Annotated in this window: 23 protein-coding genes; 17 read left to right on the top strand and 6 right to left on the bottom strand. The window is 55.1% G+C overall.

Annotated features, from left to right (window positions below; genetic code table 11):
* Positions 1-156 precede the first annotated feature (156 nt).
* The 4 genes from serA to E6C51_RS00285 form a co-directional block, all read right to left on the bottom strand.
* On the bottom strand, positions 157-1,752 hold the full coding sequence (serA, locus tag E6C51_RS00300) for a phosphoglycerate dehydrogenase (RefSeq protein ID WP_190234644.1): 1,596 nt from the start codon (positions 1,750-1,752) through the stop codon (positions 157-159).
* An 81-nt stretch (positions 1,753-1,833) separates the two neighbouring features.
* Positions 1,834-3,012 carry a phosphoserine transaminase gene (locus tag E6C51_RS00295; RefSeq protein ID WP_190234643.1) on the bottom strand — a complete coding sequence of 393 codons (1,179 nt, stop codon included), beginning with the start codon at positions 3,010-3,012 and terminating at the stop codon, positions 1,834-1,836.
* A gap of 152 nt (positions 3,013-3,164) precedes the next feature.
* Complete coding sequence (locus E6C51_RS00290; protein WP_190234642.1) at positions 3,165-3,479, bottom strand: hypothetical protein; 315 nt, start codon at positions 3,477-3,479, stop codon at positions 3,165-3,167.
* A gap of 221 nt (positions 3,480-3,700) precedes the next feature.
* Complete coding sequence (locus tag E6C51_RS00285) at positions 3,701-4,600, bottom strand: sterol desaturase family protein (protein ID WP_190234641.1); 900 nt, start codon at positions 4,598-4,600, stop codon at positions 3,701-3,703.
* Positions 4,601-4,952: 352 nt separating this feature from the next.
* Between E6C51_RS00285 and E6C51_RS00280 the strand changes: the two genes are divergently transcribed.
* Positions 4,953-5,546: a DoxX family protein gene (locus E6C51_RS00280; RefSeq protein WP_190234640.1), complete on the top strand. Its 594-nt coding sequence runs from the start codon at positions 4,953-4,955 to the stop codon at positions 5,544-5,546.
* 79 nt (positions 5,547-5,625) lie between these two features.
* Here the strand turns inward: E6C51_RS00280 and E6C51_RS00275 are convergent, their stop codons facing one another.
* Together E6C51_RS00275 and E6C51_RS00270 are read right to left on the bottom strand one after the other, a co-directional pair.
* A complete protein-coding gene (locus E6C51_RS00275; protein WP_190235058.1) occupies positions 5,626-6,459 on the bottom strand; it encodes an outer membrane protein in 834 nt (277 codons plus the stop codon).
* A gap of 148 nt (positions 6,460-6,607) precedes the next feature.
* Entirely contained in the window at positions 6,608-7,627 is a 1,020-nt protein-coding gene (locus E6C51_RS00270) for an LLM class flavin-dependent oxidoreductase (RefSeq protein ID WP_190234639.1), read from the bottom strand.
* Positions 7,628-7,840: 213 nt separating this feature from the next.
* On the opposite strand from E6C51_RS00270, the gene ruvC reads away from it, so the two are divergent.
* From ruvC to ftsH, 16 genes are all read left to right on the top strand, one after another.
* A complete protein-coding gene (gene ruvC / locus E6C51_RS00265; protein ID WP_075639630.1) occupies positions 7,841-8,350 on the top strand; it encodes a crossover junction endodeoxyribonuclease RuvC in 510 nt (169 codons plus the stop codon).
* A 44-nt stretch (positions 8,351-8,394) separates the two neighbouring features.
* Complete coding sequence (ruvA, locus tag E6C51_RS00260; RefSeq protein WP_190234638.1) at positions 8,395-9,012, top strand: Holliday junction branch migration protein RuvA; 618 nt, start codon at positions 8,395-8,397, stop codon at positions 9,010-9,012.
* Between the two features lie 152 nt (positions 9,013-9,164).
* Positions 9,165-10,205, top strand: a complete 1,041-nt coding sequence (gene ruvB, locus E6C51_RS00255) for a Holliday junction branch migration DNA helicase RuvB (RefSeq protein ID WP_190234637.1) — start codon at positions 9,165-9,167, stop codon at positions 10,203-10,205.
* The gene (locus E6C51_RS00250) at positions 10,206-11,096 is read left to right on the top strand and encodes a metallophosphoesterase (protein ID WP_190234636.1); all 891 of its coding nucleotides are present in this window, start codon (positions 10,206-10,208) and stop codon (positions 11,094-11,096) included. It abuts the gene before it with no gap.
* A 49-nt stretch (positions 11,097-11,145) separates the two neighbouring features.
* The gene (locus E6C51_RS00245) at positions 11,146-11,604 is read left to right on the top strand and encodes an NUDIX hydrolase (RefSeq protein ID WP_190235057.1); all 459 of its coding nucleotides are present in this window, start codon (positions 11,146-11,148) and stop codon (positions 11,602-11,604) included.
* A complete protein-coding gene (locus tag E6C51_RS00240) occupies positions 11,601-12,110 on the top strand; it encodes an NUDIX hydrolase (protein ID WP_190234635.1) in 510 nt (169 codons plus the stop codon). Before E6C51_RS00245 ends, E6C51_RS00240 begins: the two co-directional genes overlap by 4 nt.
* Entirely contained in the window at positions 12,104-12,667 is a 564-nt protein-coding gene (locus E6C51_RS00235) for a DinB family protein (RefSeq protein ID WP_190235056.1), read from the top strand. The genes E6C51_RS00240 and E6C51_RS00235 overlap by 7 nt, the downstream gene beginning before the upstream one ends.
* 10 nt (positions 12,668-12,677) lie before the next feature.
* Complete coding sequence (gene ybgC, locus E6C51_RS00230; protein ID WP_146932873.1) at positions 12,678-13,127, top strand: tol-pal system-associated acyl-CoA thioesterase; 450 nt, start codon at positions 12,678-12,680, stop codon at positions 13,125-13,127.
* A 387-nt stretch (positions 13,128-13,514) separates the two neighbouring features.
* Positions 13,515-14,234 carry a protein TolQ gene (tolQ, locus tag E6C51_RS00225; RefSeq protein ID WP_146932871.1) on the top strand — a complete coding sequence of 240 codons (720 nt, stop codon included), beginning with the start codon at positions 13,515-13,517 and terminating at the stop codon, positions 14,232-14,234.
* Positions 14,235-14,258: 24 nt separating this feature from the next.
* Complete coding sequence (gene tolR / locus E6C51_RS00220; protein WP_146932869.1) at positions 14,259-14,723, top strand: protein TolR; 465 nt, start codon at positions 14,259-14,261, stop codon at positions 14,721-14,723.
* A gap of 9 nt (positions 14,724-14,732) precedes the next feature.
* A complete protein-coding gene (gene tolA / locus E6C51_RS00215; protein WP_190234634.1) occupies positions 14,733-15,854 on the top strand; it encodes a cell envelope integrity protein TolA in 1,122 nt (373 codons plus the stop codon).
* A gap of 20 nt (positions 15,855-15,874) precedes the next feature.
* Positions 15,875-17,182: a Tol-Pal system beta propeller repeat protein TolB gene (tolB, locus tag E6C51_RS00210; protein WP_146932865.1), complete on the top strand. Its 1,308-nt coding sequence runs from the start codon at positions 15,875-15,877 to the stop codon at positions 17,180-17,182.
* 152 nt (positions 17,183-17,334) lie between these two features.
* Positions 17,335-17,865, top strand: coding sequence for a peptidoglycan-associated lipoprotein Pal (gene pal, locus E6C51_RS00205; RefSeq protein WP_146932863.1), 531 nt, complete (start codon positions 17,335-17,337; stop codon positions 17,863-17,865).
* A gap of 347 nt (positions 17,866-18,212) precedes the next feature.
* Positions 18,213-19,211 (top strand): tol-pal system protein YbgF, encoded by a 999-nt coding sequence (gene ybgF / locus E6C51_RS00200; RefSeq protein WP_146932861.1) that lies wholly within the window; start codon positions 18,213-18,215, stop codon positions 19,209-19,211.
* Positions 19,211-20,533, top strand: coding sequence for a tRNA lysidine(34) synthetase TilS (gene tilS, locus E6C51_RS20300; RefSeq protein ID WP_190234633.1), 1,323 nt, complete (start codon positions 19,211-19,213; stop codon positions 20,531-20,533). The genes ybgF and tilS overlap by 1 nt, the downstream gene beginning before the upstream one ends.
* Positions 20,534-20,656: 123 nt before the next feature.
* Positions 20,657-22,588 (top strand): ATP-dependent zinc metalloprotease FtsH, encoded by a 1,932-nt coding sequence (gene ftsH, locus E6C51_RS00190; RefSeq protein WP_190234632.1) that lies wholly within the window; start codon positions 20,657-20,659, stop codon positions 22,586-22,588.
* The last annotated feature ends 186 nt before the right edge of the window (positions 22,589-22,774 follow it).

The following is a 22,774-nucleotide window of genomic DNA, read 5'->3' as shown; positions in this document are numbered from 1 at the left end:
CGAGCCACCCTCGTCCATTATGACATTCAGCCTTGGCAGATGCTCGGCACAAAGCCGAGCATGACGGCAGAGAGTTTGGAAGCCTTGCCATCAAACAAAAACCCGGCGGAGCTTTCGCTCGCCGGGTTTGAGTGTCACCATCGGGTGAAACAGGTCTTATTCAACCGCAAAGGTCAAAAGCTTGGCCTGCTTGATGGCAGGATTGGCGGTGAGCTGATCCAGCACGGCTTGCTCCACCGGACCATCGACATAAAGCAGCGCAATCGCGTCACCCGATTCCTTTTCACGACCGAGCTGGAAGTTGGCGATGTTGACGCCAGCGTTGCCGAGCGTGGTGCCCATGAAGCCGATCATGCCAGGAACGTCGGTGTTGGAGATGTAGATCATGTGCGGACCCACATCGGCATCCATGTTGATGCCCTTGATCTGGATGAAGCGTGGCTTGCCATCCGAGAACACGGTGCCTGCAATTGAGCGGGTCTGCTTCTCAGTCGTTACGGTCAGCTTGATGTAACCATCATAAACGCCGGTCTTGTCGCGCTTGACCTCGGAAAGGACAATGCCCTTTTCCTTGATCATGATCGGAGCCGAAACCATGTTGACGTCCGATACCTGCGAGCGGATCAGGCCAGCCAGCAGAGCCGAGCTGAGCGCCTTGGTGTTCATGGTCGCTGTCTGGCCATCATAGAGAATTTCGATCTGCTTGATCGGACCTTCCGTGACCTGACCAACAAAGGCACCCAACACGTCAGCCAGCTTGATGAATGGCTTCAGGATTGGTGCTTCTTCCGCCGTGATCGATGGCATGTTGATGGCGTTGGAAACGGCACCCTTGACCAGATAATCCGACATCTGCTCGGCAACCTGAAGGGCCACATTTTCCTGCGCTTCGGTGGTGGATGCGCCCAGATGCGGGGTGCAAACCACGTTTGGCAGGCCAAACAGCGGGCTTTCCTTGGCAGGCTCAACCTCAAACACGTCGAAACCGGCACCGGCCACATGGCCAGACTTGATGGCTTCGGCGAGAGCTGCCTCATCCACCAGACCACCACGGGCGCAGTTGATGATGCGAACGCCGGGCTTGGTCTTGGCGAGGTTTTCCTTGCCCAGAATGCCGCGGGTCTTGTCGGTCATTGGCACGTGCAGGGTGATGAAATCAGCCTGAGCCAGCAGCTCGTCGAGCTCAACCTTCTTCACACCCATTTCCTGGGCGCGCTCGTTCGACAGGAAGGGGTCATAGGCGAGGACATGCATACCAAGGCCAATGGCCTTCTTGCAAACGATGCCGCCAATGTTGCCGGCACCGATCACACCCAGCACTTTTCCGGTGATTTCAACACCCATGAACTTCGACTTTTCCCACTTGCCAGCCTGTGTGGAGGCATCGGCGGCAGGAAGCTGACGGGCAACAGCAAACATAAGCGCAATGGCGTGTTCAGCCGTGGTGATGGAGTTGCCGAACGGCGTGTTCATCACAATGATACCACGGCGCGAAGCGGCTGGAATATCAACATTGTCGACGCCGATACCGGCGCGGCCAATCACTTTCAGATTGGTGGCGGCAGCAATCAGCTTTTCCGTGGCCTTGGTGGCCGAGCGGATGGCCAGACCATCGTAATTGCCGATGATTTCAGCCAGTTTGTCTTTATCCTTGCCGAGTTGCGGCTGGAAATCCACGTCTACGCCGCGATCGCGGAAAATCTGGACGGCGGTTTCAGACAATTCATCAGAGACGAGAACGCGAGGTGCCATGACGAGGCCTCCTAAAAGAGTTCGTTTTGAACGAGCATGAATGGGAAGTGGGCCTCGCATCATCGCGAGGCCAAATGAGCTTTAGGCCGCAGCCTTGGCAAGCGCTGCCTTCTGCGTCTGATAAGCCCAGGTCAACCAAGGCATCAGAGCCTGCATGTCGGCAGTCTCGATGGTGGCACCAGCCCAGATGCGCAGGCCAGCCGGCGCATCGCGGTAAGCACCGATGTCATAGGCAACGCCTTGCTTTTCCAGCAATGTTGCAATGCCCTTGGCAAAAGCGGCCTGCTCTTCAGCAGGCAGAGCCAGCACGTCAGGATCGGCAATGGTCAGGCACACGGAAGTGTTCGAACGTGTCTCGTCAACCTTGGCCAGATTGGCAATCCAGTCATTGGCAGCGACGAAATCGAAAATCACCTTGGCGTTTGCGTCAGCGCGGGCAATCAGCGCATCCAGACCACCAATCGACTTGGCCCAGTTCAGCGCATCAATATAGTCTTCAACGCAGAGCATCGACGGTGTGTTGATGGTTTCACCCTTGAAGATGCCTTCAATCAGTTTACCGCCAGAGGTCAGGCGGAAAATTTTTGGCAGCGGCCAAGCCGGAGCGTAAGATTCCAGACGGGCAACCGCACGGGGGCTGAGGATCAACATGCCGTGACCACCCTCGCCGCCCAGAACCTTCTGCCAGGAGAAGGTGACAACGTCGAGCTTGGAAAAGTCCATATTTTGCGCGAATGCTGCCGAGGTTGCATCGCAGATGGTCAGACCCTTGCGGTCTGCGGGAATGAAATCCGCATTGGGAACGCGAACACCGGACGTGGTACCATTCCAGGTAAAGACCACATCGCGGTCGAAATCCACATCGGCAAGGTTTGGCAGCAAGCCGTAATCGGCATTGAACTTGCGCACATCAGCAAGCTTGAGCTGCTTGACCACATCGGTCACCCAGCCAGCGCCAAAACTTTCCCAGGACAGCATGTCCACGCCGCGCTCACCCAGCAAAGACCAGAGCGCCATTTCAACAGCGCCGGTGTCAGATGCGGGAACGATACCAATACGGTAATCGGCAGGAACGTTGAGAATTTCTCTTGTGAGATCAATGGCCAGCTTCAGCTTATCTTTGCCAACCTTGGCGCGGTGCGAACGACCGAGCGGGGCATCGCTGAGTGCTTCAAGAGCCCAACCGGGGCGCTTCGAGCAAGGGCCAGACGAAAAATGCGAATTCGCCGGACGTGCGGCGGGTGCAGTCAAATCAACCATAGCAAACTACCCTTCCAGGTATATGGCCTCTCGTTGGGGAGAGGTGTCCCGCCGCTGTCTATAATGAAAACCCGTTGGCAGCGCAATAGAGAAATTTAACGCCCTGTCATTTCTTGCACAAATTCACGAAAAAAATCAAAACGTCACACTGATCAAAATAGTTCAAACTCTACACCACCGTTAATATTACGTGGTGCATGTGTAATTGTGCATATAGATTTTTCTAGTATAACATTGCCCATCTTGCTCAATATTGTAACGTCAGTTATAAAATTCAACAAATCTTGACTTCCGCCAAACCATTTTACGCTACAAGGGCGATCGGCGTGACTAAGACGACCATCCACACTCATTGAAAAAATGCTATCCTCATCAATAATTTCAATTGTTTGATTGAGGAATTTTTTTACCTCATATCCGCGAGATGAGTTTTCTCGAAGGAGAATTGTGGCACCTATGTGTTTCATGCAAGTACTCCATTGATCACACTAATTAAAATCATCACAGATGAAGAAGTAAATACTAATTAGATGCAATACCTCGCAGCAACTTTTTGGAGAAATGGCGCGATTATATTTTTATAATCAACCTTGAACTGAGATACGACGGCATAAATTCAATCTCTACGTATAAGCCCAACGAGGTTCGGAACCGATCATGGTTGCATGATATTATCCAACGTAAAAAATCAGTTGTCACTCCGCGGCTTGCGTCCCAGAATTTCCGAAACCCCTTTGCGGGTAAACGGCTGGGCCAATTGCGACACAAACCCGTTTGCAATGGTTCCACTGATACCAATATCCGTGGAGGACGGCCGGTCGGGATTGTAAAACGTGCCGAAAATCATATCGAAAATCACGATATTCTCACCGTAATTGGTGTTGCCCTCGCGCAAATCCTTGGAATGATGCCAGCGGTGCAGACGCGGCGTGCTGAACACATAATCCAGAATGCCGGTGCGCACAGCCACATTGCAGTGAGTCAAAATGCCAATGAAGGCCGTAACCGCACCAACCCACAAAAACACCGCAACCGGCGCGCCCAGCAGGTAAAGCGGCGCTTGACTGAGGGCGATCTTGAACAGCGAATCCATGAAATGAAAGCGTCCGGTGTTGACCACCCAAAGACGGGTTACGCTGTGATGCAGCGCATGAAAGCGCCAGAAAAACAGCCGCTCATGGGCAATTCGATGCGCCCAGTAAAGGCCGAACTCTGCCACCACAACAGCCAGAACCACTTGAAAAAACATCGGCCAACTGTTGGGCCAAATGCCAAATTCAAGCCCTGCCAAGGGCCGCAGGATCTGCGCCGCCAGCATGGGGAAAATGGCCGAGAGGCCGGACAGCGCCTCCACCAGCCCCTTGGTCAGCAATGTATGGGCCACATCATTGAAGGTTTCACCATCATTGGCGAGCCAGACCTGCTCATAAGGCAGTATCCGCTCAAACAGCGCCAGCAGACCGAAGGCGATGAAATAGACGATAACAAATGCCAAAATCGGATGGGGGCTTGCGAATGCAAAATAGGAGCCGATCAGGCCAAAAACAAACACACCCGGCCAAACACAAAAAGCAAGCAGAGCCTTCATAAAACCAACACCATAATTGCAATGACACGACAATTTTTGAAATCAGCCCGCCAGGGATTACGCCTTTTGCACACGCAGGCGGGTCGCATTTCTCTTCATGAACGCAAACCTACCTGAATTCAACAACCTATCAATTCACCATTGATTGCGAAGCACAATAACCAATGCAATCGATGACAGCACCGAGCACCCTATATGGCACACAAAGGACAGCGTATCACTTCTGCCGCAGAGCCAATCACATCTTTTACGCAAAAAGGTTTGAGCAATCATTTTGAATGGTTGATTTGAATCAACAATCCTGCCGGGCATTCACCTAGATTGAAACCATAATCGGGATAAAAGGTGACCCATGACTTTACAAGCAACTTACACCAGCGAAAAGAAGATCGCTGAGAGCCGCTTCATTCTTCCTTTCATGCAAAACTTCTACGAAACTTTTGCGCAGCCGCTTGCTTTTACCGCCTTCCGCGTTGCCGCTGGCGTTATGCTCATGGTTGAAGGCTACCCCAAATTCCTTTCTCCCATGGCGCAGGTGGGCTTTGTGGAAAGCCTTGGCTTCCACCCCGGCTGGCTATTTTCTCCCATGCTGGCTGTCATGCAGTTCATCGGCGGCTTCATGATCGCGGTTGGCCTTCTGACCCGGCCGATAGCCTTGGCCAATGGCATTATGCTGCTGGTTACTTTGTGGTTTCATTACACGCACCCCTACGGTCAGGCATTCCTGACACCTGAGGGCATTGCCGCTCTGAAGGCCAATGGTGCGGTGTTGTTTACGCCGAATGGCCTCATGCGTCTGGCCGATGGGGGGCACGTATTTCTCGAACAGGTTCAGAGCAAAGCCGAGTTGGCATCCATGTTCTGGGCTGGCGCTGCCCTGTTTTATGCAGCCTTTGGCGGCGGTGCCTTCTCGGTGGATCGGGCCCTGATCAAACGCGAGTTTTGATCAAGACATTCCCCCAACAGCAAAACCCCGGCATTTCACCCATGCCGGGGTTTTCATTTGTGCATCGAAAGCTTCGATTTTACTTATAAACCAAAGGCTGCGGTGGTGGCTCGTAGGCCACAGGCTGCGGGCAGCCACCAAACTGGTAGCGCGCGCCAACATGCAGATCGTGGCTGTAGAAACCCTTGTCACGACCCGGACCGCCATTGGCCTTATAGCCGAACATATCGCCACCTGTTGTCTGGCGGAAGCGATAGCCGACATCGGCTTTCCAGTCGCAGGTGATATCAATCGAGGCACCTGCCATCAATTGATAGGCAAAGCGCCAGCTTCCCCGACCATCATGGGTTTCCGTCGCATCGCAACCAGCACCATTGTCGGCACAGGATGTGTTTTTAAGATCGTTCCACTTTACGTAGGAACCACCGATACCGGCCCCCACATAAGGCGTCACGGACGCATACGTGCCGAGATCCACATAGGCATTGGCCATCAGCGTATAGGCCTGCATGGAGGTCAGATCGGCGGATGTGCAGGCAAGTGTGCCATTGCCAACGCCGCAGGTGCCTCGGGTAGCGCCATGGAAATCGGACTTGCCCAGATAGTCAAAGGTCAGATCCGTGCGCAGCCGGCTGTTGATCTGATAGCCAACACCAGCCCCCAGCGAATAGCTGTTTTTCAGATCATGGCGGTCGAAATCCACCAGCGAGGCATTTGAGCCTTGAAAATAATTCGCGCCACGCAACTTGTTGAAAGAATAGCCAATATCGCCACGCAAATACAGGCCGGACACTTCAGCGACCCGCACTTCAGGCGCATATTGCGGCACAGGCTCAGGTTGGTAAAGGTCGGCCGCGGCCGCAGGGCCTGCGACCAGACCAGCCAAGACCAGCCATCGAAAACTGTTTTTCATCATCAGGGCTCCAAAACACCAACATCGAGCGCGCAGGCTCTTTTCTTGCCAGAACAATGAAGCCGAATGGTTAATTCGTCATTAATCTTGTGTATTAACCAGAGAATTTAAAATTATGTTAGCCATCATTTGTCGAAAAGCTGTCTCGTCACGCATCAACAAGCGCGCTTTGTCGCACAGGGTCTTTCAGCCCGGCAAACAGCTTGAGCGAATGCAGGCGGGCCTCAATATCATGAATGGGCGTGGAAATAATCAATTCATCCGCGCCGGTATCCTTCAAGAAACGCGCGACCTTCTCTCTTGCGGTGGCGGGTGAGCCAACAACAGCGTGCTGCAAGGTGTGCTCGACGCCAAAGCACTCCATTTCGCTCCAAAGACCATCCATTGTCTCAACAGGTTTTGGAAACGCCCCGCGCACATTGCGCCGCAGGTTGATAAACTGCTGTTGTGCCGAGGTGAACAGCCGTTGCGCTTCCTGATCTGTGTCTGCCAGCGCCGCCATGACGCCGACAATCATATAGGGTTCCGCCAGTGTTTCAGAGGGCTGGAACCGATCCCGATAAATCGAAATGGCCTCAAACAGTTGATCAGGCGCAAAATGCGAGGCAAAGGCATAAGGCAGGCCCAGCGCCGCCGCCAGATGCGCACTATAGAGACTGGACCCCAGCAGCCAGACCGAGACATCGCTATTGGCACCGGGCACAGCAATCAGGCCCTGCCCTTCGCGCACCGGACCAAGCAGCAATTGCAACTCCTGCACATCGCGCGGAAAATTCTCGGCACCCGCATCCAGATTGCGACGCAGCGCTTGGGCTGTGCGCATATCGGTTCCCGGCGCACGCCCAAGGCCAAGATCAACCCGGCCCGGAAACAGTGCTGCCAGCGTGCCAAACTGTTCGGCAATCACCATGGGCGAATGGTTTGGCAGCATGACGCCACCAGAACCGATACGAATGGTTTTGGTGGCAGCGCCCACATGGCCAATCACCACAGCGGTGGCGGCACTGGCGATGCCGGGCATGCCGTGATGCTCTGCCAGCCAGAAACGTTGATAGCCGAGCGATTCGGCTGTCACAGCCATGCGGCGCGATGCTTCCAATGCATCCGACACGCTCTGCCCTTCACCAATCGGAGAGAGATCCAGAACCGAAAAAGGGATGGACGCCATGGCCATTACTCCATTTATAAACATCGTTGAACCTTAGGTAAGTCATCACGGCGCGATTACCAGCGGTCTTGCGAGAAGAATTCACACAGCAATGTTTTTGTTTTGTTCACATTTTGCTGGCAATTCTGGTGCAAATCAGACTATTTTAGCCGCGTATCGCATGAGGTCCGACAGGCGGTTCGTCCCCTTCAGTCCGATGCAACAGGATTTTCGATGACAGCAGCAATTCGTATTATTGGTATAGATCCGGGACTAAGGCGAACCGGCTGGGGCATTATAGAAACGCTGGGCAATTCCCTGCGCTTCATTGCCTCCGGCACGGTGACGTCGGATGGCGATATGGATCTGGCCTCACGGCTTTGCCAGTTGCACGATGGTCTGGCCGAGGTGGTGCACACCCACCAACCCCATGAAGCGGCTGTTGAACAAACCTTCGTCAACAAAGACGCCGTGGCCACGCTCAAGCTGGGTCAGGCGCGTGGCATTGCCATGCTGGTGCCCGCCCGCGCTGGTCTTCTGGTGGCTGAATACGCGCCGAATGCGGTGAAAAAATCCGTCATCGGCGTGGGTCATGGCGAAAAGCAGCAAATTCACATGATGGTGAAAATTTTAATGCCCAAGGCCGAGTTCAAAGGCAATGACGCCGCAGACGCGCTTGCCATTGCCATTTGCCACGCCCATAACCGAAGCGCAGACCGCATGCGCAAAGCCATGGCAGGATAATCCATGCCATTGTTTCTCGTTATCACTCCAACCGGATGCGCTCCATGATTGGCAAACTCAAAGGCACGATTGACGAAATTGGTGACGACTATGTGCTGATTGATGTGCATGGCGTGTGCTATGTGGTGTTTTGCGCAGCCCGCACGCTGTCACGGCTGGGCTCGCCCGGCGAAGCCGTTGTGCTGTTTATTGAAACCTATGTGCGTGAAGATCAGCTCAAACTGTTTGGCTTCATGACCGCTCTTGAGCGCGAATGGTTCAATCTTTTGCAAAGCGTGCAAGGGGTTGGGGCAAAAGTGGCGCTTGGGGTGCTCTCCACCCTCACCCCGTCTGAGCTTGCCAATGCCATTGCGCTGCAAGACAAGCCGTCGATTTCGCGCGCCCCTGGCGTTGGGCCGAAAGTGGCGGTGCGTATTGTGACGGAGCTGAAAAACAAGGCCCCGGCCTTTACTGGCGATACTGCCAGCAATATTGGCCTGAAACAGGAAATTGGTGAAGGTGTGGCTTCTGCACCGGTCTCCGATGCCGTCTCTGCGCTCACCAATCTTGGCTACTCGCGAGATCAGGCCGCCAATGCTGTGGCTGCCGCCCTCAAAAATGGTGGGGAAGATGCGGATAGCGCCAAGCTGATCCGCCTTGGCCTGAAGGAATTGTCGCGTTGATCACCTATGCCTGATGGCTTGTGTCGCGTCTTCACAACCGTTTTGTTATCGCCACAATCCTGATATTGTTACCTATGATGACCAGAATCGTATGCGCCAGCACATGCCGGCCAACGATACAGCCGGAAGAATAAGCCCTTGGAACGTCCCGCATGACCGAAGAACCCCGCCTGATTTCGCCGGACAAACGGGGTGAGGATTTTGATGCCACCATGCGTCCGCAGACGCTGGATGATTTTACCGGGCAAGCCGAGGCCCGCGCGAACTTGAAAATCTTCATTGAAGCCGCCAAAAACCGGGGCGAAGCGCTCGACCATGTGTTGTTCGTTGGCCCTCCGGGGCTGGGCAAGACCACGCTTGCGCAAATCATGGCCAAGGAGCTGGGCGTCAACTTTCGCTCCACCTCTGGCCCGGTGATTGCCAAGGCGGGCGATCTGGCCGCTCTTTTGACCAATCTGGAAGAGCGCGATGTGCTGTTTATCGATGAGATTCATCGGCTCAATCCGGCTGTCGAAGAAATTCTCTATCCGGCCATGGAGGATTTTCAGCTCGATCTGATCATTGGCGAAGGCCCCTCGGCACGGTCGGTGAAAATCGATCTGTCGAAATTCACCCTTGTGGCTGCCACCACCCGTATTGGCCTGCTGACCACGCCACTGCGCGACCGCTTTGGCATTCCGGTGCGGCTGTCTTTCTACACCGTTGATGAGCTGGAATTGATCGTGCGGCGCGGTGCGCTCCTCATGGGCCTTGGCATGACCGATGATGGCGCGCGCGAAATTGCCCGCCGCGCCCGTGGCACGCCGCGCATTGCCGGGCGGCTTTTGCGCCGGGTGCGCGATTTTACCGAAGTGGCCCGCGCCCCAGCTGTTACCCGCGAGATCGCCGACGAGGCTTTGACCCGCCTGCTGGTCGACAATATGGGTCTTGATCAGCTCGACACGCGCTATCTGAATATGATTGCGGTGAATTTTGCTGGCGGGCCGGTGGGCATTGACACCATCGCCGCTGGCCTGTCCGAGCCGCGTGACGCGATTGAAGACATTATCGAGCCCTATATGATTCAACAGGGTTTTATTCAGCGCACCCCGCGTGGCCGTATTCTGACCCCAACCGCGTGGAAACATCTGGGCTTGCAGCCGCCGAAGGATTTGGAAGCCGCGCAATTTCGCCTCACCCTTGAGGATGACTGAGTGATTACACGACGGACCTTTTTCAAACTGCTGGCAGGCACTGCGGCTGGTATTCTGACCCTCGGCGGTTATGCCGGTGCGGTAGAGCCATTGCTGCGGCTTGAAGCAACGCCGTATAAGCTCACCCCGCCCCATTGGCCCAAGGGCCAAAAATTGCGGATTGTGGCGCTGGCCGATTTTCACGCCTGCGAGCCGTGGATGCCTGCCGAGCGTATTGCCAGCATTTGCGATTATGCCAATACGCTGGGCGGCGATGTGATTGTGCTGCTGGGCGATTATATGTCGGGCATGAAGTTGGTGACAGGTGTTGTGCCACCGGCAGAATGGGCCAAGGCCATTTCTCGCCTCAAAGCCCCCTATGGGGTGCACGCCATTTTTGGCAACCACGATTGGTGGCAAGACCCGGAGGCCCAAAAGCTGCGGCTGAAAGAAACGGTGGCCCATAAAGCTTTGCGCGCCGAAGGCATAACGGTGCATTCCAACACCGCCGTAAAGCTTGGCACAGACGAACACCCCTTCTGGATTGCCGGACTGGAAGACCAATGGGCCTATCTCACCGGTCGCCACACCCAGCGCGGGTTGGACGATTTGCCCGGCACAATGGCGCAAATTACCGATGATGCGCCGGTGATTCTGCTGGCTCATGAACCCGATATTTTCCCGAAAGTGCCGGAGCGCGTGTCGTTGACGCTCTCGGGCCATACCCATGGTGGTCAGGTCAATCTGTTTGGCTGGACGCCGGTGGTGCCATCGCGCTTTGGCTCGCGCTACGTCTATGGCCATAAAGTGGAAGATGGCCGCAACCTGATTGTCTCTGGCGGCCTTGGCTGCTCTATTGCGCCGGTGCGCTTTGGCTCGCCGCCTGAAATTTTGGTGATCGACCTTGGCTAAAACCGTGGATAACCGCATCCGTATCAAGCAAAAGACCCGCACCTTTCAAATGCGGGTGGCGGGCCTTGCCTTTCGCAACGGCCATGTGCTGGTGCATCGTGCAAGCCACGAAAAATTCTGGACTTTTCCCGGTGGACGCGCGGAAGTGGGCGAAGCCTCGGCTGACACCTTGCAGCGCGAAATGATGGAAGAGCTGGGGCTGAAAGCAAAAGTGGATCGGCTGCTGTGGAGTGTCGAAAACTTCTTTCATTATGAAGGTCGTGACTGGCATGAATTCGGCCTCTATTATCTGATGCATCTGCCTGACACACTGGCGTTTCACGAGAGCGAGATCATCCACCGCATTCAGGATGGCAAGAACGCGCTGGAGTTCAAATGGGTGCCTGCCACGCCGGATTCCTTGAAAAAACTTGATATTCCACCCTATTTTATCGCTGATGAGATTGAGAATCTTCCGCAAACCGTGCGCCATCTGGTGTGGCATGATGGAAATCTGGACGACAAATGACCGACCAGCGCCATATGATCCGGCTGGATAAAAAGCCGCAATTATTCTCCTTTCGCGTAGCGGGCTTGATCTTTCAAGACAATCATCTGCTGGTGCAAAGGGGTGTGGATGATTGCTACTGGGCCTTGCCGGGCGGGCGGGCCGAGATTGGCGAGAGCAGCGAACAAACCATCATCCGTGAAATGCAGGAGGAGATTGACCGCACGGTCAAGATTGAACGTCTGCTTTGGACCGTCGAGAGCTTCTTTTCCTATGAGGGTTATAAAGCGCACGAGCTTGGCTTCTATTATCTGTTGCAAGTCGAACGCGCCTTGCCCTTCCACACGGATGAGATTGTGCATCGGGTGATAGACGGACCAGCGGAGGTGCTGTTTCGCTGGGTGCCAGCCACCGAAGCCGCCTTCAAGGCTTTTGATATTCGGCCAGCCTTTCTGGGCCGCTCTATGGGCCGTTTGCCAGAGCGTGTTGAGCACCTGATTGTTGATGAAGGAGAACCTCGATCATGACCTTCGATCCCTGCCGTATCTTTCGCAAGATGGCACGCAACAATGCCTTGGCAAATGCACGGCTGCTGGCTGCCTGTGCGCAGCTTCAACCCGGCGAGTTTGAAGCGCCGCGCGTCAGCTTTTTTCCCTCCATCAAGGCAACCCTCAACCACATTCTGATCGTTGACTGGTTCTATGTGGATGCCCTGGAAGGCGGCACGCTGGGTCTGGCGGCGTTTGACGTTGAAGAGCCATTTGACACGATTAATGCTTTGCGCGAGGCCCAGTCCGCTGTGGATCAGCGGCTTTTACGCTTCTCAGATGCCCTCACAGCCGAGGCACTTGCCAGCCAGATCACCGTGCATCGCGGCACACGATTGCAGATTGAACGCTGCGATGATCTTCTTTTCCACCTTTTACACCATCAGACCCACCATCGCGGTCAGGTCCATGCCATGCTGGCCGGAACCAGTGTCAAACCACCACAACTCGACGAATTTATTACCACCAATGATTTTGAAGACCGTGTGGATGTGATGCAAATCCTTGGCTGGACAGAAGCCGATCTCCACCATTGAAAGACCGATCATGACAGACGCATTTTCGCTCAGCGGCCACCTGATTGACGGTGGCCATCGCCTCACCCAGCGGGTCTATTATGAAGACACCGATTTTTCAGGTCTGGTCTATCACGCACGTTACTTACATTTTCTGGAGCGCGGCCGCACCGATTATCTGCGCTGCCTTGGTTGCCAGCAAAGTGATTTGATTGACGCCGATGAAGAAGGACTGGTGTTTGTGGTTCATCGCATGGAGCTGGATTTCAAAAGCCCGGCCCGCATGGACGATATTTTGACCATTGAAACCATCACCGAAAAGGCCGGTGGTGCCAAAATGGTTCTGCGTCAAACCATCAATGCCGCAGATCGCCGATTGATTGATGCAAAAGTGGTGATTGCCGTCATCAACAAGCATGGCCGTCCGCGTCGCCTGCCCGACACAATCGCGGATAAATTCCTAGGCTCGACTGCGCTTTAACAAGGTGCGCGCTGCTTCCCGCTTGATTGGCTGCCGCAATTGCCCAGACAATCGACAGAACTTGATGTGGAAGCCACCCTTGATAACCAAACATTAAGGATAATGATGTCTTAATGGCGCTGCGGTGATTTGTGCGCCGCACGCCTTCCTTTGACCAAAATTCCGGTTGAAAAGGCAGTTTGGGTGCTTTGGGGAAAGATTGCCAGGGTCCGCGCACATTTTGCAACAGAGTTTTGCTGCATGAAACTTGGGCTGACATCAGCTTGAGACAAAATTATGCGGTGATTTCATGCATGAGCTCGCTTTGTCACCAATGAGGGTGAGGAAACGAGAGTTTGCGCGGCCAAGCGATCTTGTCCGGGCGGTTGGATTTCAGGAACGGTAACAATGGAACAAGCAGGATTAGCAGCCGCGACGCATGATGTCAGCCTTTGGGCATTGTTTATGCAGGCTGGCTTTATTGTGAAACTGGTTATGCTCGGGCTTTTGGGTGCATCTGTCTGGACATGGGCCATTGTCATCGACAAATACATCAGCTTTGCCAAGGCACGTCGGCAGTTCAGCCAGTTTGAGCAGGTCTTCTGGTCTGGTCAGTCTTTGGAAGAGCTTTATCGCAGTCTGGCCGAGCGCAACAATTCGGGCCTTGCCGCCATTTTTGTGGCCGCCATGCGCGAATGGAAAAAAAGCTTTGAGCGCGGCGCGCGCTCGCCCATCGGTTTGCAAATGCGTATCGACCGGGCCATGGATGTGACCATGGCGCGCGAGGCAGAATCCTTTGAGGCTCGCCTTGGCTCGCTGGCAACCATCGGCTCTGCCGGTCCGTTTATCGGCCTGTTCGGTACCGTTGTCGGTATCATGACGTCTTTCCAGGCCATTGCCGGTTCCAAATCCACCAATCTTGCGGTTGTGGCCCCCGGTATTGCTGAAGCGCTTCTGGCAACCGCCATTGGCCTTGTTGCTGCTATCCCGGCGGTTATTGCCTTCAATAAGTTTTCTGGTGAGGCAGCCAAGCTCTCGTCCCGCATGGAGGGCTTTGCTGACGAGTTTTCCGGCATTCTTTCGCGCCAGATTGATGAAAAATTGCAGCCCCGTCAGGCCGCAGAATAACAGCCTGGCGAAGGGGATAATCTTATGGGTATGTCAGCAGGTGGTGGCGGTGGCGGAGGCGGTGGTCGCCGTGGATCAAGACGTCGCGGGGGTGGCAAACGGGGTCTGGTAAGCGAGATCAACGTCACACCTCTGGTTGACGTTATGCTCGTGCTGCTGATCATCTTCATGGTGGCGGCACCAATGATGACCGTGGGCGTGCCAATTGATCTGCCGGAAACCAAGGCAAGCGCCATGAATTCCGACACGCAGCCCATTACCATTTCGGTCAATGCCAAGGGTGAGGTTTTCCTTCAGGAAACACCCATTGCCGTTGATGAAGTGGTTGCCAAGCTGCAAGCCATTGCCACCACCGGCTACAATGAACGCATCTATGTGCGCGGTGATACCGCCACTGCCTATGGCACTGTGATGAAAGTCATGGCGCTGATTTCCTCCGCTGGCTACAAGAATATCGGCCTTGTGACCGCGCCACAACAAGACAAGTGATCTTTCGCGATGAAAGGCAGTATCGTCACATCCGCGATTTTACACGCAACAGCGCTGGCACTGGCGCTGCTGACGCTGCATGCGCCAGAACCGATGCAGGTGGCCGACGTCGAAGCCCTGCCGGTTGAACTCGTTCCAATTTCCGAGCTGACCCAGATTCAGCAGGGCGACAAAAAGGCCCCCAAGCGCGAGAAATCTGCGCCTACGCCCACCAAAAAGCCGAATGTTGTCGAAAATGCCGAAAACATGGGCGACAACGACGTCGACATGAAGACGCCGCCGACGCCCAACAAACGGCCGTCAAAGGAAGAAGTGGCCGCGGCTCCTGAAAAGGTCGATCAGGTCAAGCCGACACCGGACAATGAAAACAACGATGTCAAGGAAATTGCCAAGGAAGAGACCGCTGTTGCGCCTTCCAAGGAGAGCGTTCCTGTTCCCAAAGACGTCCCCATTCCGCTTGCAGAGCCAAAGCCGACACCCAAGCCCGAAGTGAAGCCGGAAGCCAAACCTGAGGCTAAGCCTGAGCAAAAGCCGCAGGAAGTGGCGAAGGCGGAAGACATTCCGCTGCCCTCAAGCGTGCCTTTGCCGAGCATGAAGCCGAAGCCCGAGCCGGAAGCCAAGCCAAAGACCGAAGCTGCCAAAGCGCCGGATGTGAAAAAGGCCGATAAGAACCAGCAGGCTGCGAAAGCGAAAGCCTCGAAGGAAAGTGATTTCAATGCCGATGAAATCGCAGCCCTTTTGAACAAGACCGATGCTGCGGGCGGCGGAGCCAAGCGCTCCAAGGATCAGGCTGCCCTTGGCGGCAAGAAAACCACAGGCGGCTCCACCTTGAGCCAAAGCGAAATGGACGCCTTGCGTGGCCAGATCCAGAACAACTGGTCGGTGATTGCTGGCATGTCCGATACGCAAGGCATGGTGATTCGCGCCCATTTCAAGCTGGATGAATCCGGCAACATCATTGGTGAACCAGAAGTGACCGCCACCGGCGGCTCACCGTCGTCGCAACAAGTTATGATTGGTAGCGCACGCCGCGCTATCTTGAAATCCGCCCCGTTCAAGAACCTGCCCGCCGATAAATACGATGCCTGGTCTGAGGTTGTCGTGAATTTCGACCCGAGCCAATTCATGTAAGAGCTGAAAGGCTTTCCTCTATGAAAACATTCCCACTCCTACGTATACTAATTGTGCTAGCCGGCATGGTCTGCACCTTCTCGACACCGGCCATGGCGCTTGTTGAGATCAACATCAACAAGGGCAATGTGGCACCCATGCCGATTGCCATACCGGATTTTGTCTCCAAGAACGGCATTGGTGCGCAGATTTCGGCCGTTGTCGAGGCCGATCTCAAGCGCTCTGGCCTGTTTGCGCCGGTCAATCACGCTGCCTTCATTGATAAGAACATCAATCCTGATCAGCAACCCAACATGCAGAACTGGACTGTGCTCAACGCGCAGGCTCTGGTGGTTGGCCGCATCAATCAGGAGGCGGATGGCCGTTTGCGCGCCGAGTTTCGCCTCTGGGATACCTACGCTGGCAAGCAGATGAGCGGCCAGCAGTTTTATACCCAGCCGGAAAACTGGCGGCGTGTGGCCCATATCATTGCTGACGCGATCTATGAGCGCATCACCGGCGAAAAGGGCTATTTCGACACCCGCATCGTGTTTGTGTCTGAGAGCGGCACAAAGCTGGCCCGCAAGCAGCAGCTGGCCATCATGGATCAGGATGGTGCCAACGTGCGCATGTTGACCAACAATGCCAATATCGTGCTGACACCGCGTTTCTCGCCGAACCGGCAGGAAATCACCTACATGTCTTTTGAGGGCAACCAGCCCCGCGTCTACCTGCTGCAACTGGAAACAGGACAGCGTGAAGTGGTGGGCAATTTCCCCGGCATGACCTTTGCACCGCGCTTTTCGCCCGATGGCCAACGCGTGATCATGAGCCTTCAGGAAGGCGGCAATGCCAATATCTACACCATGGACCTGCGCTCGCGCACGACCACACGCCTGACCAGCACGGCTGCGATCGATACATCGCCCTCCTACTCGCCAGATGGCAAGCGGATCGTATTTGAAAGCGACCGTGGCGGCCGTCAGCAACTGTACGTGATGAACGCAGACGGCTCAGGCCAGACCCGCATTTCCTTTGGTGAAGGCTCTTATTCCACACCGGTCTGGTCGCCGCGTGGCGATCTGATTGCCTTTACCAAGCAGGCAGGTGGCAAATTCTCGATTGGCGTGATGAAAACCGACGGCTCAGGCGAACGCCTGCTGACCACAGGCTTCCATAACGAAGGCCCGACCTGGGCACCGAACGGCCGCGTGATCATGTATTTCGCAGACGCAGCTGGCGCTGGTGGCCCACAACTGCACACAATTGATCTGACCGGCTACAACGAGCAGGTCATCAAAACACCCGGCTACGCCTCTGACCCGGCCTGGTCTCCTCTTCTGGAATAGGTAAACTGCCAGCCGCCGGGTTTCGACCCGGCGGTTGCACATCACGCGCTTGCAACATCATTCATAAAAAATTAACCATAAGGATTGTCAAAAGAGTAACCATTATTGGTTAGCGTTCGGCAACCTTAATTCATCACGCAAGGAGATCGGCGATGAGCCGCACTTTGAACCCGGCAGTAAGCCGCATGCAGAAGCTCGCCAGCAACCCCGCAATTGTTGCCCTCACCCTGACATTGGCGTTGGCTGGTTGCGCTTCCAAGAAGAACCTGCCCAACAGCGCCTCGGAGCTTGGCCTGAACGGTGCCGGTGGCGCATCGACCCCCGGCTCGACCCAGGACTTCACTGTGAACGTCGGCGACCGCATTTTCTTCGACACGGACAGCTCGTCGATCCGCGCCGACGCCCAGCAGACCCTGACCCGTCAGGCACAATGGTTGCAGCGTTATTCGCAGTACCCAATCACTGTTGAAGGCCACTCGGATGAGCGCGGCACCCGCGAATACAACCTTGCATTGGGTGCACGCCGTGCATCTGCGACCAAGGCCTTCCTGGTGTCCAAGGGCATTCCTGCCAGCCGTATCAAGACCATCTCCTACGGCAAAGAGCGTCCTGTTGCTGCTTGCGATGACGCATCGTGCTGGAACCAGAACCGCCGTGCGGTTACCGTTCTTGGTGGCATGTAAGCGAAAAGCGCACGATAATATTTGCCATGAAAAGGGCGGCCCTCGGGTCGCCCTTTTATTTTCTCCACATTTTAGCCGAACTTCCGTTGCCTTTTGCATGTCAAGAGAAAGCTTCACTTGCAAAATGGCAGTGTTTTCACGCAAGAGTGCTTTGCAAAATGCAATCTCCTGCATAATTCCTTACATCGGCATCGATTTAAGGCAAAAGTCATGCAGCATGGAGAGAGTGTTACAGTGTGTTTTTCAGATTTTTTTGAAACGTCAGCGCTGTGACGATTTTGAAATGGGGGTGTCGAAGCGCAGATGCGTTACGATGCCAAGGGCAACGCAACAGGGGAATTCAAACGATGAAGAGACTTGTCGTGGCTGGGATGGTTGGTTTAGCAGCCCTGCTCGGCCCCCAAGCAAACGAAAGCGCCATGGCCTTTTCGCTCTTCGGTCATAAAGCACCACAATATACGCCGACAAATTCTTTGCCGGTGCAACAGGTGCAACAGGCGGCGAGCGATAACACGGTTCAGATTCAGCAATTGGAAGACGAAATCCGCCAGCTCAATGGCCGGATTGAGGATATGAGCTATCAGCTGTTGCAGATGCAGGAAACCATCCGCAAGGCGCAGCAGGATAATGAATTCCGATTCCAGGAGCTGGAAAAAAAAAGAAGTGACGCAAGCACCCCGGGCCAATCCAGCCCGGCGGTAGCCTCACGGCAACCATCTTCAACTGATAATGTCGGCGCAATTATTGATGGTTCCACGACTAATCCGCCTGCGGCTTCTCGTCAGGCCAATAATGATGCCCCCGGCCCGACAACGCTGGGTTCCATCGATATGGATAGCAATGGCAATCCCATTGGTGCGACCCTGAATGGCACAACGGGCGATAATGGCGCAGGCCGCGCAGGTGCCGGAGGGGCTCCCACAACTGCCCCCACAACTGCCAATGACACCGCTTCGGTTGGCAGCGAAAAAGACCTTTATCAGGTTGCCTATAGCCACGTGCTGTCGGGCGATTACAAAGCAGCCGAAGGTGAATTCAAGGATTATATTACCCGCTATCCCAAAAGTGCACGGGCAGCGGATGCAAGCTTCTGGCTGGGCGAAGCCCAATATTCGCAAGAGCGCTATAAAGACGCCGCCGAGACCTTTTTGAAAGCCTACCAGACCCATGGAAAATCCTCCAAAGGGCCTGAAATTCTGCTGAAACTTGGTATGTCGCTTGCCGCTCTGGGCAATAAAGACACCGCTTGCGCCACCTTGCGCGAGGTCAACAAGCGCTATCCCGATGCCTCCAAGGCAGTGCAAAGCAAATCTGCCAGCGAGCAAAAACGCCTCGCCTGCGGATGATGTCCGCCGATCTCGCGCCGTTTGATGACGCCTCTGATAACACATTGAACGCCACGATTGAGCGTTTTTTAAACAGGATTGCCGGTCCGTATCGCTTGCTTGTTGCCATCTCCGGCGGCAGTGATTCCAAAGGACTTTTGATCGCGCTGCATCAACAGCTAAACCTGCATTCTCACATCACTCTGGCAGCGGCCACCATTGACCATGGATTGCGAGAGGAATCGGCAACAGAAGCCCAAGGCGTTGCCAGTCTTTGCGCGCAATTGGGCATTGCCCATCTGATCCGTCGCTGGGACGGGCCAAAGCCCGCCACGGGCATTTCCGCCGCCGCCCGCGAGGCGCGATACGAACTGCTGGCAGATGCCGCAAGAGCGCTTGGGGCCAACGCAATTGTCACCGGCCACACACTTGATGACCAGCATGAAACCATTGCCATGCGCAAACAGCGCAACGCCGCTGAAGATGCGCCCGGCCTGTCGGGCATGGCAGATCGCGTGCTTTATCGCAATCAGATCTGGATCTATCGCCCGCTGTTGTCCTGTCGGCGGCAAATGATTCGCGATTTTCTCACCCGTCAAGGCCACAGCTGGGTGGACGATCCTTCCAATACCAACAGCCACTATGAGCGCGCCCGTATGCGCGCGCATTTGAGAACAGCCGATGACCCCAATCTGCCACGTCAGGAGCGCCGCGAAGAGCTTTCCCGGCAGGCAGCAAAGCTCATTGAAGCTCACGTGCACAGGCCAGTGGCGGGCGTGATCGCCATCGATCAAGCGGCATGGCAGGCCCATTCTCGGGTGCTGCGCCATGCGCTACAGGCTTTGGTGGCAGCCGTGGGCGGCCAAAGCCATGGTCCGGGGGAGCAATCCCTCCTGCAATTGCTGGCGCTGTTTCAACGCCCAAGCGGCGCGCGCATCACGCTTGGCCGCTGCCTTGCCCATCGCTACCGGCAGGGGCTTTTGCTGGTGCGGGAAGCGCGTGGATATCAAGCCATCACCCTCGCGCCGAATGAAACTGCGGTGTGGGATGGTCGCTGGCAGATCCACAATTCTTTCAAGGCCGAATTGCGCGTCACGGCAAGCACACAGAGGCTGATGATGGATGGCAAAGAACTGCCTGCCTCGATTGTCGCATTGGGCCAGCAATCACAGCCGCAACTTTACAAAAATGGCGATACCCTGACAGCCATCAGCCACCTTGACGCCGATTGCCAGCCCGTCATTTCGCAATACTTTGGCTTCCTGCCTGGCTTTGAGCGGCCTCTTGCATGTGCTCTAGCCGATCTTTTCGCGGCAAAACCATTTTTTCCCGCTGATTTTTAGATCTTATTGACGGAAAACGAGAGTTGCTTCGTGCTTGTCCTTGGCAAGGCGCTTTCAGAAACCTATGTTATAGTCTGACAATAAGGCGCCGCATTGCGCCAGGCATTTTCTCTGGGGAGTTCGATGAACCCAAATTTTAGAAATCTCGCGCTGTGGGCGATCATAGCACTGTTGCTGGTGGCGCTTTTCAGCATGTTCCAGACGTCGCCGTCGCAAACAAGTTCACGCGAGGTCCCCTATTCGCAGTTTTTGAGCAAGGTTGACTCTGGCAGCGTGCGTGACGTCACCATTACCGGTAATCGCATTGTGGGCAGCTATATTGACAATGCCGCCTCCTTCCAGACCTACGCGCCTGTGATTGATGACAACCTGCTGAACAAACTTCAGGCCAAGAATGTCACCATTCTGGCCCGTCCTGAATCGGATGGCTCATCTGGTTTCCTCAGCTACATCGGCACACTTTTGCCCATGCTGCTGATTCTCGGTGTCTGGCTGTTTTTCATGCGGCAGATGCAGGGCGGCTCGCGCGGTGCCATGGGCTTTGGCAAGTCCAAGGCCAAGCTGCTGACCGAAGCGCATGGTCGCGTGACCTTTGACGATGTGGCTGGCGTTGATGAAGCCAAGCAGGATCTGGAAGAAATCGTCGAATTCCTGCGTGATCCGCAGAAATTCCAGCGTCTGGGTGGTAAAATTCCACGCGGCGTTCTGCTGGTTGGCCCTCCCGGCACGGGTAAGACGCTTCTCGCCCGCTCGGTCGCTGGTGAAGCCAATGTGCCGTTCTTCACCATTTCCGGCTCGGATTTCGTGGAAATGTTTGTGGGCGTCGGTGCAAGCCGCGTTCGCGACATGTTTGAACAAGCCAAGAAGAACGCGCCTTGCATCATCTTCATCGACGAAATTGATGCGGTTGGTCGCCATCGTGGTGCAGGTCTCGGCGGCGGTAACGACGAGCGCGAACAGACCCTCAACCAGTTGCTGGTGGAGATGGACGGCTTTGAGGCCAATGAAGGCATTATCCTGATTGCCGCTACCAACCGTCCCGACGTGCTTGACCCTGCGCTTCTGCGTCCAGGCCGTTTCGACCGTCAGGTTGTGGTGCCGAACCCGGACATCATCGGTCGTGAGCGCATTTTGAAGGTGCATGCCCGTAATGTGCCGCTGGCTCCGAATGTCGATCTCAAGGTTCTGGCCCGTGGCACACCCGGCTTCTCTGGTGCGGATCTGATGAACCTCGTCAACGAAGCAGCCCTGATGGCAGCCCGTCGCAACAAGCGCGTGGTGACCATGGCCGAGTTTGAAGATGCCAAGGACAAGATCATGATGGGTGCCGAGCGTCGCTCGTCTGCCATGACCGAAGCCGAAAAGAAGCTGACCGCTTATCATGAAGCTGGCCATGCGATTACGGCGCTGAACGTGCCGGTTGCTGACCCGCTGCACAAGGCCACCATTATTCCGCGTGGCCGCGCGCTTGGCATGGTGATGCAGCTGCCGGAAGGCGACCGCTATTCCATGAGCTATAAGTGGATGGTGTCGCGTCTGGTGATCATGATGGGCGGCCGTATTGCCGAGGAAATCACCTTCGGCAAGGAAAACATCACATCGGGCGCATCATCGGATATTGAGCAGGCAACCAAGCTTGCCCGCGCAATGGTGACCCAATGGGGCTTTTCTGACGTGCTTGGTCAGGTTGCCTATGGTGAAAACCAACAGGAAGTGTTCCTTGGCCATTCGGTATCGCAATCCAAGAACGTATCTGAGGCAACAGCCCAGAAGATCGACACCGAAGTTCGCCGCCTGATCGAAGAAGCCTATGCGGAAGCCCGTCGTATTCTGACCGAGAAGCATGACGAGTTTGTTATTCTGGCTGAAGGCCTGCTGGAATATGAAACCCTGTCAGGCGATGAAATCAAAGCCTTGCTCAAGGGCATCAAGCCAACCCGCGACAGCGGTGAGGATGGCCCTGTCCGCGGCAGCGCTGTGCCAACCACAGGCAAGAAAGACACGCCCAAGGGTGGCGAGGAACCCGATACCGATCTGGAGCCGCAGCCCCATTAAGGCCAATCTCTTCGACAATAAACAAGCCGCCCCTCATCGGGCGGCTTTCGTTTTGCATCATTTCCGGACGCAACGATCAAAAGAGCAACCGTTGGGAATTGGTAACGGCATATATTCAATGTTGACGGTAATTTAAGTGAACAAATCCATAATCTGTGGCATGACACCGCCAAGACTTGAAACAGG

The organism is Gillisella terrae (assembly GCF_004801395.1).
GTDB lineage: Bacteria > Pseudomonadota > Alphaproteobacteria > Rhizobiales > Rhizobiaceae > Allorhizobium > Allorhizobium terrae.
Note: the sequence above shows the minus strand (reverse complement) of the source record. Positions and strands in the feature narration are given on the sequence as shown.